Source organism: Syntrophobacter fumaroxidans MPOB, from assembly GCF_000014965.1.
Lineage (GTDB): Bacteria > Desulfobacterota > Syntrophobacteria > Syntrophobacterales > Syntrophobacteraceae > Syntrophobacter > Syntrophobacter fumaroxidans.
Genome location: NC_008554.1, coordinates 1,134,002 through 1,149,320, shown reverse-complemented (window position 1 = coordinate 1,149,320; position 15,319 = coordinate 1,134,002). Strand labels below are relative to the sequence as shown.

Below are 15,319 nucleotides of genomic sequence, written 5' to 3'. Positions count from 1 at the left end.
GGTCTCTTATCCAGCGAGCCTTCAGTCCAGATTCTATTAACAGTGAGGAGAACCGCTGTCAAGCGGCCGCGATGCCTGTCATCCAGAATTGTTATATGAATATCAAGCGGTTGAGCAGGGCTGGGCGGGGCCGAGATCGGGCCGGTGCAATTTATTTGGCACCTGTGAGAGACTCGTTTATTATACGAAAGGATGCTTGTCCCGATCCGGTCTCAATGAGCAAGAGCCGCGGTGCAGCAGGATTTCAGCCCTGCCTGGAGGGGTGGTCCCGGTGGGAGGAGTTCGGGAATCGGCACGCCTGCGGCTTCGGTGCCGCCGAAAGAGCCGGACCTCGAACATCTGCTTCTCCGTCGCCATGGGACTCATGGTGGGGTGGAGAACGGCCGTCTTGTCAACCGTCCCGCAAGGAGTGATTCATGGTTCGCAGTGTTGTCGCCGGAATAGGAAGCTATGCTCCTCCGAAAATCGTGAAGAACGATGACCTTGCACAATTGATGACGACCAGCGACGAATGGATCAGGACCCGGAGCGGCATCGAGGAACGACGGTTTGCCGACGAGGGGGTGTACTGCTCCGACCTGGCGCTGGACGCGGCGAAAGCTGCGCTTGAAGATGCGTCTTTGCAGCCTTCGGACATCGATTTCATCATTTTTGCGACGTTGAGCCCCGACCAGTTTTTCCCCGGCGCCGGGTGTTTTCTCCAGGCCAAGCTCGGCATCCAGTCCATCGGCTGCCTGGACGTGCGCAACCAGTGCACGGGTTTCATCTATGCGCTGGCGACGGCGGACGCGTTCATTCGCTCGGGCGTGTACCGGCGCGTCCTGGTGGTGGGTTCCGAGGTGCAGTCGGGAGCGTTGAATTTCAGTGACGGCGGGCGGGACGTGGCCGTTCTTTTCGGGGACGGCGCGGGCGCGGTGGTGCTCGAAGCCGCGGAGGAGAACAGCAGGGGTATCTTGTATTCCGAGCTGCACGCCGACGGAAGGTTCGCCAAGGCGCTTCATCTCACCATGTATGACATTTCCCGCAAACCCATCGTGACCCCGAAGATGATCGAGGACGGTGCACTCTGGCCGCAGATGGACGGCAGACTGGTGTTCAAGCACGCCGTGGTGCGCCTGGGAGAAGTGATCGTGAGCACGCTCAGAAAGTGCGGCATCGACCCCGCCGAGATCAAGTACGTCATTCCTCACCAGGCGAACCTGCGCATCAACAACATGGTGGCGGAACGGCTGGGAATACCGCAGGAGAAGTTCCTGAGCAATATCCGGAAGCACGGCAACACCACCGCGGCATCCATTCCCCTGCTGCTCGATCAAACCTACCGTGCCGGAAAGCTGGAACGGGGCGACCTGCTCCTGCTCGCGGCATTCGGTTCCGGATTCACCTGGGGGACGACGCTGTTGCGGTGGTAAGGGCAAGTTCCCGGCTGCGCAGACGACGGCGAACTCGGGCCCCTCAGGCAAACGCGCCGACAGCATTCCCAGTTCACCCGAAGAGGGCTTGCCCGCTCGATTTGAAGAGTGTTTCTCTGTCACGGCTCAAGGCGGCCGCTCTCATGCATCCCCCTGTCTCACTGCGTCGACGAGTTGCGTAAGGCGATCAACGCATCGTCGCAGGCTATCGGAAGACTCAGAGGCGACGTCCGGACGCCACCCGACATCGATACTCTCTATGAATTCAATGAGACGCGAAGCATACGCCGGACCTGTCCTGCGCCCGCTCAACGGGTTGGGAACAAGATCCTGCCTAATCGCCCGTGAACGCGATCTTCTTGCGATGTCCACCACGGTCTGCTTGGGATCGTCCAGCTCATCAGGCTTGAAGGGCATTCGGGACTCAGGTACGTGCAGAAATTTGGCGAAGTGCTTTCGGTCGGCCAACAACCACGCCTCCACCTCTCTCACCGCAATCCGGAAACACAAAAGCGGCGCGGGATGAGGAAGATATTTTGACCGAAAACAAGGAGCACACTCATCGTCTCGGTCGAGATCCATTAGAATTATCCAAGGGTACCGTTTCCCAGCTTCATTATAGGCCCTGAGCTGTTTCAACAGATGATCTTTGCCTTGCTTTCCAAATACCGTATCTGGTTTTGCACCGGATTGACGGATGAGGCGCCTCACAACGGCTTCATCCACTATTCCTTCAACGGCAGCGCGAATCATGACACGGTACGGCAAAGGCGTTAGTCCCCAAAAAGTGTAAGTTGACGCGCTTTTGCAGGGCTGGTTTTTGGTATGACCGCATCGGCAAGGCTCATCCCTTGCTCCAAGAGGATCCTGATTTCGTCAAAGCTGCCCGCTGGCTTTACGATCGTTCCCTCTGTTTCCGGGAACAAAAGCAGCGCTTCATCGAGGCCGATTCCCTCATCCTGCAAAATATCGCCGGAGTGTGTGCTGACTATTATCTGCCGCTTCGAGTGACGCTGAACGCGGGCAAACATCTGAGGAATGTATCGTGCCACGCCCGGATGAAGCGAAAGCTCGGGCTCTTCCAACAACAATGGTGCCTTGCTTTCCTGCAAAACCCAAAGGAGACCGATCAATCGCAAGGTACCGTCTGAAAACTGATCCTCGTCCTGCCATGCTCCTCGAAGTCTCCAGTGCTCATATCTTCCTCTTAAATGAGGTATCCCTCTACTGTCTGTATGAAGCTCCAACTCTTTAAGTTGGGGGACTGCAAGTTCAAGGGCCTTTTGAATCCGATTCAGTCTTGCCCGCTGAGTATTCTTACGCGTTTGTGCGATTCCCTCCAGGAAGTCACCGCCAAAAGGATCGTTGATCTTGCCAACTGAACGATCCGGCTCTCGTATTATCTGCGGCACCAGGTGAAGGTAGCGCACCGATGAAAAAAACTCCGCAACCTCCCGAAATTCTTTGTTGGTATTGACCTGCTCCAAGTACGTTTGAGTCAGACGTTCACCATCTTTCTTGTCGCTCTTGTCCGGCCGGTCCAGGATCACCTCGCCTTCTCGAACCACTTTTTCTTCTGTGATCATGGGCCGCCCCTGGCTATCTTGCCTGAATTTCAGGGAGTATTGCCATCGTTCGTCTTCGTGACCTATTTTGACGCTGAGCACGATGTCCGGAATACGCCGCGCAGCCAAGCACCGTAGACTGGACAGTCCGCCCCGACGTCTGACCGCTGCCTGAAAACCGCCCCCTACCGATGCAAGGTCGCGAAGGAAACGAAAGGCATCAAGAAAGTTTGACTTTCCGGAAGCATTTGGTCCTACAAGGAATACCCGTTGAGGCAAGGTAACTTTGACGCTGCCGAAATTGCGCCAATTCTTCAGTTCGATTTCCGTAAATCGAACAGCAGTTGCCCTTGCAGGTCCTTTCATGCTGTATGCTCCTTGGCGATTACCGCCGAGTGGATCGTTTCCTGCCCGCGCGTGCAGTAGCGGGAATATCGCAGTTTAAATCAAATACGAATCTCGATGTTCATTATAGATCGGGATAGGCATGCCGGCATAGTGAAATCCATGAGGACCAAGAACTGAAAGATGAGGCCTCATTCAGATTCGAGTATTCCGTGATTGACTGAGGGGATTCCGGTCGGTCATCCGGGCGGCGCTGTTCGGGGGCGCTCCTCCGGCCAGTGGGGCAAGGCTGAAAACGCGAACAGGCCGTTTCCGCTCGGGGACACGGCCTGTTCCGCGTTTGGAGGCATGAGGGTCGACTCAATCCTGCCCGGCCGGAGACCCGGGGATTTGCACTCGGATATCCTTCGAGTGCCGATCGAACGTTGTCCCGTGCATGATCCCGGTTGTCCGGGCAGTCCCGCCAACGCCTGTGAAGCGCGCGGGACGTCGCTTACCTGACTCTCCACAACCGGTAGTGGTGCGTGTTGTGGCCGTTGTCCTTGTAGGACTCGAGCCGATTCCCGTAGAGCCGGAAGGCGGTGTCGCCCACCAGCAGCACCGGCTGTCCGTTTCTCCCCTGAAGGATTCTTGCGGGGTACACGTTCCCGCCCGGTTCCGCCGTATGGTCGTGAAACAACTGGTCGCGGGTGCCGAGTCCATTCCGCAGGAGAACGGAGGTTCGGCCGTTTCGCTCTCTCACCTCGAGCGTCACTTCGGTAGAGTCGGTGTTGGCGGCGGAAACGCCGAAATCACAGAATCCCACCCAGAATCCCACGAAAGGATTCTGGCTTCCGGCCTGCGGAGCCGGTCCCCGGCGCGGGGGAGCGGCACCCCTGGGCGGTGGGGCCGGGCCCGGCCCCGGCCCCGTGGGGGGCTGATTCAGGTCCTGGGGCGGCGGGGTTCTGTCCCAGGGATCCGGATACTGTTCCCAGGGAGGCGGCTCCCCCGCCCCGGGGGGTTGAGCCTGAGCGCCGCCCGTTAAGAAACCGGCGGCAAAAAGAGCCACGCAGGCGATGGCAAAGATGAAGAACGGCCTTCTCATGATTTTCCCCTTTCTCACTGAGAATGGATATGTTCGCATTACATTTCCTTTATTGCAGGCACGCCGTCGGAAACAAAAACGTCACTCCCTTCACCTTCGGCCCCGAGCTTCGGACAATCGGGAATCGAAGGCGGCCCGCGTGCCGGCCGGGCCGTTTTCCCGGTGCTCCCCCCTTGGATCGGTCCGGGGAGAATCTCCCGCAAGCATTCGTGCAGCTTGACAAGACAGACGCAGGGGAACGGGATTTTGTCTACACGGGACCTGGTTGCGGCCGCCCGCCCGCCCGCCGGGCATGCGTTCCGGACATTCGTCCTGCTCCCGGGTTCCAGCCTCGTCGCGGGTGGCGCTTCATGCACGCGAGTCGTCCCGTCAATCCTCCAGGACCGGGGGCAGCTTGACGACCCGGTTCACGGCCAGGCTCACCGTGTCGAATTCGCTTTCGACCTTTCCCAGGATCAGGTACCCCCTGTTCATATCGATGTCCTGGCAGAAACGCCGGAAGGCCGACGGAAAGAAAACGGTCTCGTAGATGGCCGTTCGGTCCTCGAACGAAACGAATTCCATCGGTTCGCCCTCCCTGGTCAGTACTTCCTTGCGAGTGATCGGCCAGCCCGCCGTGCAGACCCGCTCGCCGACGTGCCGATGCAGGTCCGCGGCCTTCGTGACGCGGTGCGGGAGCTTGCGCGCCATTGGTTCGACCATGGCCAGCGGATGCACCGACAGCACGAAGCCCAGGGTTTCCATTTCGTGCCGCCATGTTTGCCGTGGGGAAAAACCGGGGAGGGGAGGCACGACGATCCGTGCCCGCGGACGGGGAAAGGCCGAAATCTGCCCGTGCCCCGCCGTTCCTTTCACACCGGCGCCGTTGAACCAGGCCTCGATGAACCAGAGCAGCCGGGGACGGTTGAGGCCGCCCGACAGGGAATCCAGTGCGCCGCTCCTGGCGAGAATCATCCCGTCGGAGGGGGGGATGTCCACCCGCCGCAAAAGCTCTTCGACGGATGCGAACGGTCCGTTTTTTCCTCGTTCGGCAAGAATGTCTTCCAGGGTGCTTCTGCGAATGTTCTGGAGTTGCCGCAGGCCCATTCGGACGCACCGGTCCCCGCCGCGATAATTCCAGGCGCTTTCGTTGATGTCGGGTCCGGCCACCGTCAATCCCATCCGCCTCGATTCGGAAACGTAGGCGAAGGTGCTGTAGTACCCGCCGCCGTTGCTCAGTACGGCGGCCATGAATTCGGCCGGGTAATGGGCCTTCAGGTAGGCGGATTTGAAGCTGACCAGGGCGTAGGATGCCGAATGAGGTTTGCAGAAAGAATAGCCGGAAAAGGAGATGAACATCTCCCAGACTCTATCCACCACGTCGGGGGACACTCCCCGGGCGGCGCATCCCCGCGCGAACCGGGACCGGTAATCGGACAGCTGTTCCCTGCTTTTCTTGCTGATCACCTTGCGCAGGCCGTCCGCTTCCCCCCAGCTGAACCCCGCCAGGATCATGGCCGCCTGCACCACGTCCTCCTGGTAGACGAGAATGCCGTAGTTTTCGGCGAGCAGTCCCGCGAGGCTCGGATGAAGCGGTTCATAGGGCGCTCCGTGCAGCCGGTCCAGGTAATCCCGGATGTACCGGTTGGCCGCCGGCCGGATGATGGACGAATGGATGACGAGATGCTCGAAGTCGCCGCAGCCGGCCTTTTGCTGCAGGAGCCTCATGGCCGGCGATTCCACGTAGAAAACCCCCATGGTGCGGCCGGTCCTGATTTGCTCCCGGGTATCCGGGTCATCGACGGGATTGAGGCGGGCGTATTCCAGGTCTTTTCCGTAATTTTCCCGGATGGCGGCAAGGGAGTCCCGAATGACGGCCAGGGAACGGTTGCCCAGGAGATCGATCTTCACCAGGCCGGCCTTTTCCGCCTGGTCCTTTTCCCATTGGATGATCCGGGCGCCCTTGGCGCTCCGCTGCACGGGGACGTGCCGGGAAATTCGGTCGGGGGCGATGATGACCCCTCCGCAATGCATGGAAAGGTGTCTCGGCAAGGATTCCAACCGGCCGGCCAGGTCGATGATCTCCGGCCAGGGGGGATCGAGCGGGAATCCGCGGAATTTCGGATGGGTGCCGATGCGCTCCCACATTGCTCCCGGTTCCGTCCAGAAGCTCATGCGCCGGGTCACCTCCTTGATTTCCGCCGCCGGGACGCCGTAGACCCTGGCCACCTCCCGCACCGCCGCGCGCGCTCCGAAACCCACGTGATTGGCAACCGTCGCCATCCGTTCGGCGCCGTAGTGACGACGCAGTTCTTCGAACAAATCGTCGCGTTCGTCCCATGGGAAATCGACATCGATGTCCGGCAGATCCTTTCGTTCGGGATTCAGAAACCTTCCGAACAGGAGGTTGTGCCGAAGGGGATCCACGTGGGTGATCCCGAGCAGGTAGCTCACCAGGCTCGCGGCGCCGCTCCCGCGACCGCAGTGAATCGGCCGGCGGCCGACGATATCGGCCACGACGAGAAAGTAATCCACGTATCCCTTGGCTCCGATCAGGTCGAGTTCCTCGGCCAGTCGTTCCTCGACGGCCGGGCTCGTCCGGCCGTAGCGCCAGGAGATTCCCTTGCGGCATTTCTCGAGCAGCAGAGCGAAGTGGTCTTCCCGCCGGTCGCGGTAATGCGGGAAAATGGTGCGGAAATGGTCCCATTTCGTGTGGCACTCTCCCGCCAGTTTGAGGGTGTTCGCCAGGGCTTCCGGACAATGCGGCAGACGGCGCTCCATCTGCGCCGCGGATTGCAGCCACTGGTCGGGCCGTACGATCTCCTCCCGGGGAATGTTGCTCAGAGTCAGGTTGAGATCGATGGCGCGGACCAGCCGGTGCAGGGAATAATCTTCCAAGTGCGCGAAATGAACGGCATTCGTGGCAACGGGCGGGACGCCGAGGCTATGGGCCATTTTCAGCAGCCGCCGGTCCCCGGGTCCCGGAACGACCTCCACCCCGCATTCCCGCCGCGGGTGCAGGGCTTTGATGATTTCGGGGTTGGCGGTGAGCACGACAAGATCCCGCCGGCCGTCGGGAAAATCGCGCAGCAGGGAAAAATCCGCGTCCAGGTGACGGCGGGTGGTCAGCTCGGAGAGCAATTCATAGCCCCGCGGAGTTTTGGCGAGAACGACTGCGGTATCGGGGCCGGTTCCGATGGTCGTGCCCACGATGGGATGAATGCCGAAGCGTCGGGCGGCGTCGAGGAAGTTGATCAGCCCGTAGAATCCTTTGTCGTCGGTCAGCGCCAGGTGTTCGAAACCCAGGGCCGATGCGGTCCGGCAGAGGGCCGTCACGGAACTGACCCCGCGCATCATGGAATAATGGGAGTGGACGTGCAGATGAACGAACGTTTCCCTCATTGCGTATTCCGCTTTTTTCACCCAAGCCGGGCAACTCTCCCTTATGGGTTTTCCGTTCCGTCGTAGCGCCGTGACGCCGTGGCGTGAAACGGATTTCCGCATCCGCCTCCCCGGGCGAGGCCCTTCCGGCTGCCGAACTCCGTTTGGCTCAAGCCTGCCTTTGCGCGCCCGACATGGCGTTTCCCCAGGAAATGGCCCGGTTGCCGAAGCGCCCGCGAATGCCGTCCAGGGCCTGCTGCAAATCCCGTTCTCCGGACGGCGGCGAATCTTCCCGGGAGAACAGGGACGCCTGGCGAAAAGGCATGGCAAAATCGGAAAGCTCCAGGACGATTCGGCGAAGAGCGATCCGGCGATTGAACAGTTGACGGAAAACGGGGAGAATCACCCTGAACAGCCTTCGATCCGCATGAATTGCAGGGGAAAACAATGCGTGGGCGCTCCTGGCGGTGATGCCGTCCGCGTACCGGATTTCCAGGACGAAACGCGTCGGGTGGCGATTGTGGGATCGCAGTGCCCATCCCGCTTCCTCCACCTGCTGAAACAAGAGGGCTTCCAGGCGGTCCCGGTCGATCTCGTCCCGTTCCAGGCTGTGGGCGACGACCAGGCGCGGGGATTCGCGTGAAGGGAGAACGGGAGTCGGGTCGATGCCGCGGGCGACATTGAAAAGCCGGGAGCCCATTTTGCCGAAAACGCCGCACAGGGCTTCCAGGGACAACGCCGCAAGCTGCCCGATACGCCGGATATTGAAATCAGCCAAGCGGGAAGCGGTTACGGCGCCCACGCCGGGAAGCGAGGTCACCGGCAGGGGGGCGAGAAAGGAAGTTTCTCCGCCCGGGAAGATGCAGTTGAGGTCTCCCGGGACGATACACGTCGAAGCCACCTGGCTGACCAGCTTATTAGCGGCGAGGCCGATGCGCGCCCGCAACCGTCGTTGCGTCGCCAGGTGCCTCTCCATGCGGCACGCGACGTCGGGTCCCGGTCCCAGAAGACGTTGAGTGCCGGTGAGGTCGACGAAGTAATGCCCCGGCCAGGCACCCTCCACCAGGGGAGAAAAAAAACCGAACTCCTTCAGGATCTGTTGGTGTTCCTCGCGATAAAAACGAAGATCCGGAGCAACAGCCAGGACCCGCCGGCACATGCGCCGGGCATGAGCCAAAGGCATTCCTTCGCGGATGCCTTCCTTGCCGGCGTTGCTGTTGATCCCCTGGACGATCGCCCGGGCCGACGGTTCGGCGAGAACCATGGAACGCTTTTTCAGTTCCGGGCGCCTGAGCTCTTCCAGGACGGCGTAAAAATTGGGGATGTCCAAATGAACGATATGTCGCGTCATTTTCCCCTCCGCCAGCGTAACGCATGCCGGAGAATATCCCCGTTCTACACGACGCCCAGGGAGCGCCGGCGGTAATTGCGCAAAAGTCCCACGACCGTTCCCACAACTTCCACCGCATCGGCCCGCGCATGGATCGGTTGCATCCGGCTGTTGGCCGGCCGGAGCTCGATTTCTTCCCCGCGCTGGTAGAATTTCTTTACCGTCGCTTCTCCCTGAACGAGCGCCACGACCGTTTGCCCGTTTTCCGCGCGGGACTGCCGGGCGACGATCAGAATGTCTCCCTCCCGGATTCCTTCCTCAATCATGGAATCGCCCTTTACGCGCAACGCGAAGTTGTTTCCGTTCGCCAGAAAACTTTCGGGAACTTCGACGGATTCCGGAATTTCCACCGCTTCGATGGGCGTTCCCGCCGCGACGACTCCCAGAAACGGTATGGATACCGCGCCGGTATGGAGCGGCAACAGCTCCAGGGCGCGTTTTTTGTTCTTCCAGAGGCTCTGGACATAGCCCCGCTGTTCCAGTTGCTTGAGATGCTTGAAAACCGCGTTGAGCGAACGAAAACCCAGGTTTTGCCTTATTTCTTCATACGATGGGGAATATCCGTTTTTTTGGATGTAATCCCGCACAAAGCCGTAGACCCTTTCCTGTGCCGGTGTGAGATTCATTTTGTCCGCCTCGTGACGATCAGTTGGTTTTACGGTTGACCGGAACCGACGTTGCTTTGCCGGACCATTGTTTCGGTCCCGTTTCGAACGCCGTGCGTTCCATTCAAAGATAAGGTGAAAAAAGGGTGAAAGTCAAGAGAGAATGAAAGAAAGGGATCATTTTCGGGTGCGGTCGGCGAGGCCGTGGACGATTCCGATCATCGCCGCCGGGAGGAATCGACAGCGGAAATCGGTGGGGAACGAAACAGGGGGGAACGGTTGGTCAGGTAGACGCCGGAAACGACCAGGACGGCACCGGCGGCCAGGGATGCATCCAGGGTTTCATCGAGTATCAGGCAGGCGAGCACGATCGAGCTCACCGGGACGAGGTTGATGAAGATCCCCGCCCGCGCCGCCCCGATGGCCTTGATGCCTTCATAGTACCAGAAAAAACCGAGGGCGGAGCCGAAAAAGCCCAGGTACAGGATGCCGACCCAGGCCGTGAGGGAAAATTCCCCGATGCTCCGCAGAATTCCTTCGGCCAATGCGAACGGCAGCAGGCAGACCGCCCCGACGCCGCAGGACCACGTTACGGCCGTCAGGGGAGAGAGGCTTTTCATGGCGGCTTTGCCGATCAGGGTGTAGGACACCCAACTGGCGATGCAGCCCAGGATATACGCTTCCCCGGGTCCTATGCTGTTGCTGAAAAGGGTGAGCGGATGGCCGCGGGAGATGACGGTCACCGCGCCGGCAATGGACAGCATGATGCCGGGGATTTTGAGGGAATCGAGCTTTTCGCGAAAGAACCAGGACGACAGCAACGCGATGAAAGCGGGCTGGGTGGCGATGATGAGAGAAGCCCGGCTTGCGGTGATCGTTTTCAGACCGGCGAAGAAACATGCGTTGTAGGCAAAAACGCCGGTCAGGCCGAGGAGGAGCACGAAAGGGAAATGTCTTCGATCCAATGGGGGGATTTTGCCGTGGGATTTGAACACGAATCCGAACAGAAACACCGATGCCGTGACAAACCGCAGGAAAGCGGCGGAAAAGGGTTCCATTTCCCTGGCCGCGATCCGCGCGGCAACGAAGGTGCCTCCCCAGAAAACGGCGGTGCAAATCAGTTTGAGATAAAGCATCTCTGTACGGAGCGGCCCCCTCATCCGAGATTCGGGCGGCCTTCCGGTCCTCCCGCGGTTGAATCCTGTCGAGTCGAATCCTTGCGGCAATCCCGCAGTGCGGCATTGTATCTTAAAGCCGGGGAACGGCAAATTCTTTGGCGACGGAGCGAGGACAGGGCTTTCGCCCGTACGGGCCATGCACGGAGGACGGGATTCATCCTCCGGCGATTCGCGAAGCCCCCGAATAGATGCGCCAGATGAAATAATTGGTGGCGAGAAGCAGGCCGGCAACGAAAACATAGGCCGCGGCCACGGCCTGCGCTTCGCTGCCGGTGCGAAGCCGCGTGTTCTTGAGGAGCCGCATGCCCGGGTACGGGTAGGAATCGCTTCTGCGGATGCGGGCCGCGATGAGGCCGAACCAGACGGCCAGGGCGGAAGAGAAAAAACCGTTGCATGTGAAGAGTATGATGGCCAGATTCTTGATTTCACGGCCGGCGAGTCTCGGATCGGATTGCTTGAGCGTTTTCAGTTCCGCGGCATATTGGGCAAGATAACGGTTGATCAGGAGCACCACGACAAGGTATAGCATGAATCCGCAAAGCACCTTCGTTCGGAATTTCTTGTCGGCGGGAATGATCGTATCGGGCATTGCGGCATCCTCGAACCATCGGCACAATCGGCCCGGTTCTAACGTTCACCCTGCTCCGGCATGCGCGCGGCGCTCCCGGGATCGTGTCCCGCGCGATTGCCGGCACGGATTTGACGGGACAGGTTCATGGGTCCACAACCGCGACGGTACCAGCCATCGGATCTGAGAGAAGCTCACAAGCCCGTGGCGATTCTTGCCTGGGCGCAATTGAGCACGGTGTTCGCGTTCGCGGGCGTCATGGCCGCGATGACGCTCGTGGAGCCCCCGTTCACGGGCCTTTCCCCCGGGTCGGGAGATCGCGCCCGGGACATCTTCTTCCTGATCACGCTCTTCTCGTTCATCGCGATCAGGATGGCGAAGCGCTCGATCCTGCAAAAGACGCAGTCGGACACTTTCGAACAACTGGCGGGAAAGCTGCGCGCATCGGCCATCGTCGCGCTCATCCTGGGCGAGGTTCCCGCAATCCTCGGACTGCTCCTCTTTTTCATCGGAGGCTATCGGGAAGATTGTTTTCTGCTCCTTGGGTTCGGATTGCTGCTGATGGTCCTGTTTTTCCCCAAATACGCCAACTGGGCGGACTGGCTTGCCGGGCGCAGAGGGTCGGCCTGAAAGAGGGGATGGCGGATTCGAGCGCCCATTGTCGGGCAGGCACGGCGCCGACAGGCGGACTTGAGCCTCGCCCGGTCTTCGAGGCGCAACGGGCGCGCGGTTGCAGGGGCGCCGCGGCGTTCGTCCCGTATCCATGGGCGGCAGGTCCCCCGGTCGTCGTCATTGGACCTGTGCGCGAAGTATCAGGAAGGCCGGTCTGTTGCGTTCCGCGCCTGCTCCCGGGCGATCAGCTTTTGCGCTTTCCACGCCGGGCACCATTTGCCGTGCCAGTTCATGAGTTTCCCCACCAGAGTCGCCGGGTTCTCACGGGCGTAGCGGCACAACGGGCAGTCGTTGCACACCCGCCCGAGGGTCCTCGTCAAGCGGTTCATGAGCGATGGATCCTTTCATGGAACATGGCGTGAAACGCGGCTTCACTCCCCGGTGGGCGCGCCTTCCCCCATAAAATCGAAAAATTCCTTCATCGCCTTGGTTTCGTCACCCATTCCCAGAGCGATGATGTTTTTCAAATGAAAGAAAACATCCAGATACATTCCCGTGAATTCGATTCCGAAACCGTCTTCGACCCTCCTCCTCACGATCCCGTTCATATCGAGCGACATCTTGGATGAAGGACCGGACAGCATCAGCTTGATTTTCACTTCCTTGTTGACGTCCATTTCCTGGGAGGTCCGGAACAGCATTCCGTTCAGGCTGAGGTTCTCCACTCCTCCAGCTGCGGTGACATCGCCGCATTGGACGATCGCTCCGGTTTCGATGGGAATCCGTGTGAATTTTCTGTCTCCCATGGTCAGGCTCCTTTCAGGGAAAATGTACAGTCGCCGCTTTCACCCGACAGCCGGCGACAAAATAGACTCAAACTTCCAAAGAACCAATGCTCCGACCAATTGGGGCAAAAATCCGGCGCATCTTCCGGCAAATCATTGAAGCCACGACAGCGTGCGCCGGTCCGGAGCCCATGAGCAGAGGATCGTCAACGGCGGAAGGCGGCGTTTTCGCGCAGTCGTCGCCCGCTCCGTGCGCCGCGATTGCGCCGTTCTCCGTCTCCGGGCATGCGAAAGTTCACACGCCGAAGATAACAGCACCGGCGAAATAATACAAACCAGAACCGGTTGGCGTCCGCAAATCCGCGCCAACCCCGGCCGGCAGCCCCCCCCCGACCTTTCTCCTCTCATCCGCCGCCGCCGCCGCCCCGCGGCCGACGGCAGACGATTTGCGCAACCGCACGCAACGGATCGGTTTTCTCTCCTTCAAACCAGTGGATCGTTTCCCAATCCTCGAAGACCTTCCTCAACTCTCCGGGCTGTAGCAGATGATCCGGGTTGCGGGGTTTGCCGAATTTGGCGTGGTCAGCCGTAAATGTCTCGTAAACAAGGATGCCGCCTTGCCTGAGAGCCTTTCGGATTGCCGGGAACAAGGGCCTGTGCAGATAGCGAAAAACCACTATCGCGCCGAAGGCCTCAACCGGCAACGGATTCACGCCCGGGACCTCGAGGTCCTCCTGCCAGGTCCGGATGCGCACCCCGTGCTCCGCTGCGAGACGCAATGCGGCGGCCAGGGCGTCGCCGGACCGGTCGCAGCAAATCACCTGCAACCCGAGCGTGGCAAGGTAGATCCCATTGTGACCCTCGCCGCTCGCCAGGTCGAGGACTGGACCGGGCAGGTTTCCACGCCTCATGTGGTCCGAAAACTCCACCAGCAACGCGGCCGGTTCCAACATATGGCGGTCTTTCGTGCCCAAGGTTTCCGGTTAAGGGATTTTCATTTCAATGCGGCGTCGCCGCATATCTCGCGGCACCTCGTTGGAATTCGCCCGCAGGGCCGACCAGCGCTTCCCGGGTTCGAGCGGACCGTGGGTGTTCACTCCAAGGTGGGAGCCGGTGACCGCCGACGGTTCCTTTTCGGCAAACCCCGCGCGCTTTCCCCGCCTTATCATTCGGCAACAATGCCGGGTCCGACAAGCCGAAAAAAGTGAGATGCCGGGAAAGCATCCTTGCGCGCATTGACATTTTGATTGGGCGCATTAAATTTAGGCCAATACAAAGAGTGGTTATTAAAAGCTAACCATATGCTTTAAAGAACATGTCGACAGTACGGAGGGGTTGACCATGGAACTCAACATCAGTGAACTGAGAGAAAAAAGACGGCCGCTGTGGATGACCGAATTGGAGGAAGAATCCTACGCGAATCTGCTGGGCGGCGGTGGCGATATCTATAATGATCGGCTCCCTGTGGACTGGCCGAGGTCCACCGGCGAAGAAACACTCACCGACGAAGAGGTGGCCGCGTTCGAAGGCAGATTCGTTGCCGAAGACTATGTTTCATAGAGCCGGACATCCGGAGATTTCAGGGATCGGGCCGTAGAGATCACGCTTTACGGCCTTTTTCCGTTGCGGTCCCCTTCACGGCGGGCGCCTCAGCCGAGCGCGGCCACCACATGTTGACGGGGCGGGAACCTGGAATGGAATTGCCGGTGGTGAGCTGCGCCTCAATCGTCGTCGGCACTGATGAAGCACGCACGGAGGGCTCGAAACGCGAGCCCCCCGTGATTTGTTGATGGTTATCCGATATTACCGATGTTCTTGAAAAGACAGGATGCGTAGGTCTTCCCGTCGTTGTGGCAATACGTGCAGCCCTTGACTTTCCAGCCGTCGCCGTATTTGCCGTTCAGAAAACCCGTGAACTCGGTATCGAAAGCGGAAACATCCGCACTGAAGCTCTCGAAAAGGTATTTACCTTCCATTGGTGATTACCCCCTTTCGTGATGGTTCATCAATAAAAACGTAACCTTTGTCCGGCCGATGTCAACATGCCCGAAGGACCCGCGGGCAACGATCCCGTCACGGAGCGTTCGATTCTCCCCCCCCCTGCTCGGGGCTTCGGGATGGCGACGATGGAATTAGGGGGCCGAGGGGCGGCACCGGGAGCCGCATCCGTCGATCCGGTCGCATGAGTCCTTGTGCCGGCGACACAATGGATGGAAGGCGAGGAGCGACGAGCGGGCACCGCGGCGGAGAACATGCCCTGCGTTTTTTTCCACCGCTTCGCGTTCGAGGTCGCGGGATGAGAAGGCGGCGGAAGGGGAGGCGGGCGGAGCAAGCCCGGCCTCCTGCATGGCCGGAGTGACCGCGGGGGCGGGCTTTGTACCCTCCCGCCAATGTTGTCGTATCGAAGGCGAGCCG

The 15,319-nt window shown here is 60.0% G+C and carries 14 protein-coding genes; 3 read left to right on the top strand and 11 right to left on the bottom strand.

Going from position 1 to position 15,319, the window contains the following annotated elements; translation table 11 throughout:
* Positions 1-416 precede the first annotated feature (416 nt).
* Positions 417-1,412, top strand: coding sequence for a beta-ketoacyl-ACP synthase III (locus tag SFUM_RS04845; RefSeq protein ID WP_011697800.1), 996 nt, complete (start codon positions 417-419; stop codon positions 1,410-1,412).
* A 773-nt stretch (positions 1,413-2,185) separates the two neighbouring features.
* On the opposite strand, the gene SFUM_RS04835 is transcribed toward SFUM_RS04845, so the two are convergent.
* The 7 genes from SFUM_RS04835 to SFUM_RS04800 all read right to left on the bottom strand — a co-directional run bounded on the left by SFUM_RS04835 (position 2,186) and on the right by SFUM_RS04800 (position 11,528).
* A complete protein-coding gene (locus SFUM_RS04835) occupies positions 2,186-3,343 on the bottom strand; it encodes an AAA family ATPase (RefSeq protein ID WP_011697798.1) in 1,158 nt (385 codons plus the stop codon).
* Positions 3,344-3,815: 472 nt separating this feature from the next.
* The gene (locus tag SFUM_RS04830) at positions 3,816-4,406 is read right to left on the bottom strand and encodes a hypothetical protein (RefSeq protein ID WP_011697797.1); all 591 of its coding nucleotides are present in this window, start codon (positions 4,404-4,406) and stop codon (positions 3,816-3,818) included.
* 369 nt (positions 4,407-4,775) lie between these two features.
* Positions 4,776-7,787: a DNA polymerase III subunit alpha gene (locus tag SFUM_RS04820; protein WP_011697796.1), complete on the bottom strand. Its 3,012-nt coding sequence runs from the start codon at positions 7,785-7,787 to the stop codon at positions 4,776-4,778.
* 148 nt (positions 7,788-7,935) lie between these two features.
* Positions 7,936-9,117, bottom strand: coding sequence for a Y-family DNA polymerase (locus SFUM_RS04815; protein ID WP_011697795.1), 1,182 nt, complete (start codon positions 9,115-9,117; stop codon positions 7,936-7,938).
* Positions 9,118-9,161: 44 nt separating this feature from the next.
* A complete protein-coding gene (gene lexA / locus SFUM_RS04810) occupies positions 9,162-9,782 on the bottom strand; it encodes a transcriptional repressor LexA (protein ID WP_011697794.1) in 621 nt (206 codons plus the stop codon).
* Positions 9,783-9,979: 197 nt separating this feature from the next.
* On the bottom strand, positions 9,980-10,897 hold the full coding sequence (locus tag SFUM_RS04805; protein ID WP_011697793.1) for a DMT family transporter: 918 nt from the start codon (positions 10,895-10,897) through the stop codon (positions 9,980-9,982).
* A gap of 196 nt (positions 10,898-11,093) precedes the next feature.
* On the bottom strand, positions 11,094-11,528 hold the full coding sequence (locus tag SFUM_RS04800; RefSeq protein WP_011697792.1) for a hypothetical protein: 435 nt from the start codon (positions 11,526-11,528) through the stop codon (positions 11,094-11,096).
* A 126-nt stretch (positions 11,529-11,654) separates the two neighbouring features.
* Here SFUM_RS04800 and SFUM_RS04795 point away from each other — a divergent pair, with 126 nt between their 5' ends.
* The gene (locus tag SFUM_RS04795; protein ID WP_011697791.1) at positions 11,655-12,137 is read left to right on the top strand and encodes a hypothetical protein; all 483 of its coding nucleotides are present in this window, start codon (positions 11,655-11,657) and stop codon (positions 12,135-12,137) included.
* Between the two features lie 182 nt (positions 12,138-12,319).
* Here the strand turns inward: SFUM_RS04795 and SFUM_RS04790 are convergent, their stop codons facing one another.
* The 3 genes from SFUM_RS04790 to SFUM_RS04780 form a co-directional block, all read right to left on the bottom strand.
* On the bottom strand, positions 12,320-12,508 hold the full coding sequence (locus SFUM_RS04790; protein WP_041439865.1) for a hypothetical protein: 189 nt from the start codon (positions 12,506-12,508) through the stop codon (positions 12,320-12,322).
* Positions 12,509-12,550: 42 nt separating this feature from the next.
* A complete protein-coding gene (locus tag SFUM_RS04785) occupies positions 12,551-12,925 on the bottom strand; it encodes a PilZ domain-containing protein (RefSeq protein ID WP_011697790.1) in 375 nt (124 codons plus the stop codon).
* 383 nt (positions 12,926-13,308) lie between these two features.
* The gene (locus SFUM_RS04780; protein WP_041439862.1) at positions 13,309-13,857 is read right to left on the bottom strand and encodes a methyltransferase domain-containing protein; all 549 of its coding nucleotides are present in this window, start codon (positions 13,855-13,857) and stop codon (positions 13,309-13,311) included.
* Between the two features lie 388 nt (positions 13,858-14,245).
* Here SFUM_RS04780 and SFUM_RS04770 point away from each other — a divergent pair, with 388 nt between their 5' ends.
* The gene (locus SFUM_RS04770) at positions 14,246-14,464 is read left to right on the top strand and encodes a hypothetical protein (RefSeq protein ID WP_011697788.1); all 219 of its coding nucleotides are present in this window, start codon (positions 14,246-14,248) and stop codon (positions 14,462-14,464) included.
* Positions 14,465-14,697: 233 nt separating this feature from the next.
* Here SFUM_RS04770 and SFUM_RS04765 read toward each other — a convergent pair whose 3' ends face one another.
* Positions 14,698-14,880: a hypothetical protein gene (locus tag SFUM_RS04765; protein WP_041439858.1), complete on the bottom strand. Its 183-nt coding sequence runs from the start codon at positions 14,878-14,880 to the stop codon at positions 14,698-14,700.
* Between the last annotated feature and the right edge of the window lie 439 nt (positions 14,881-15,319).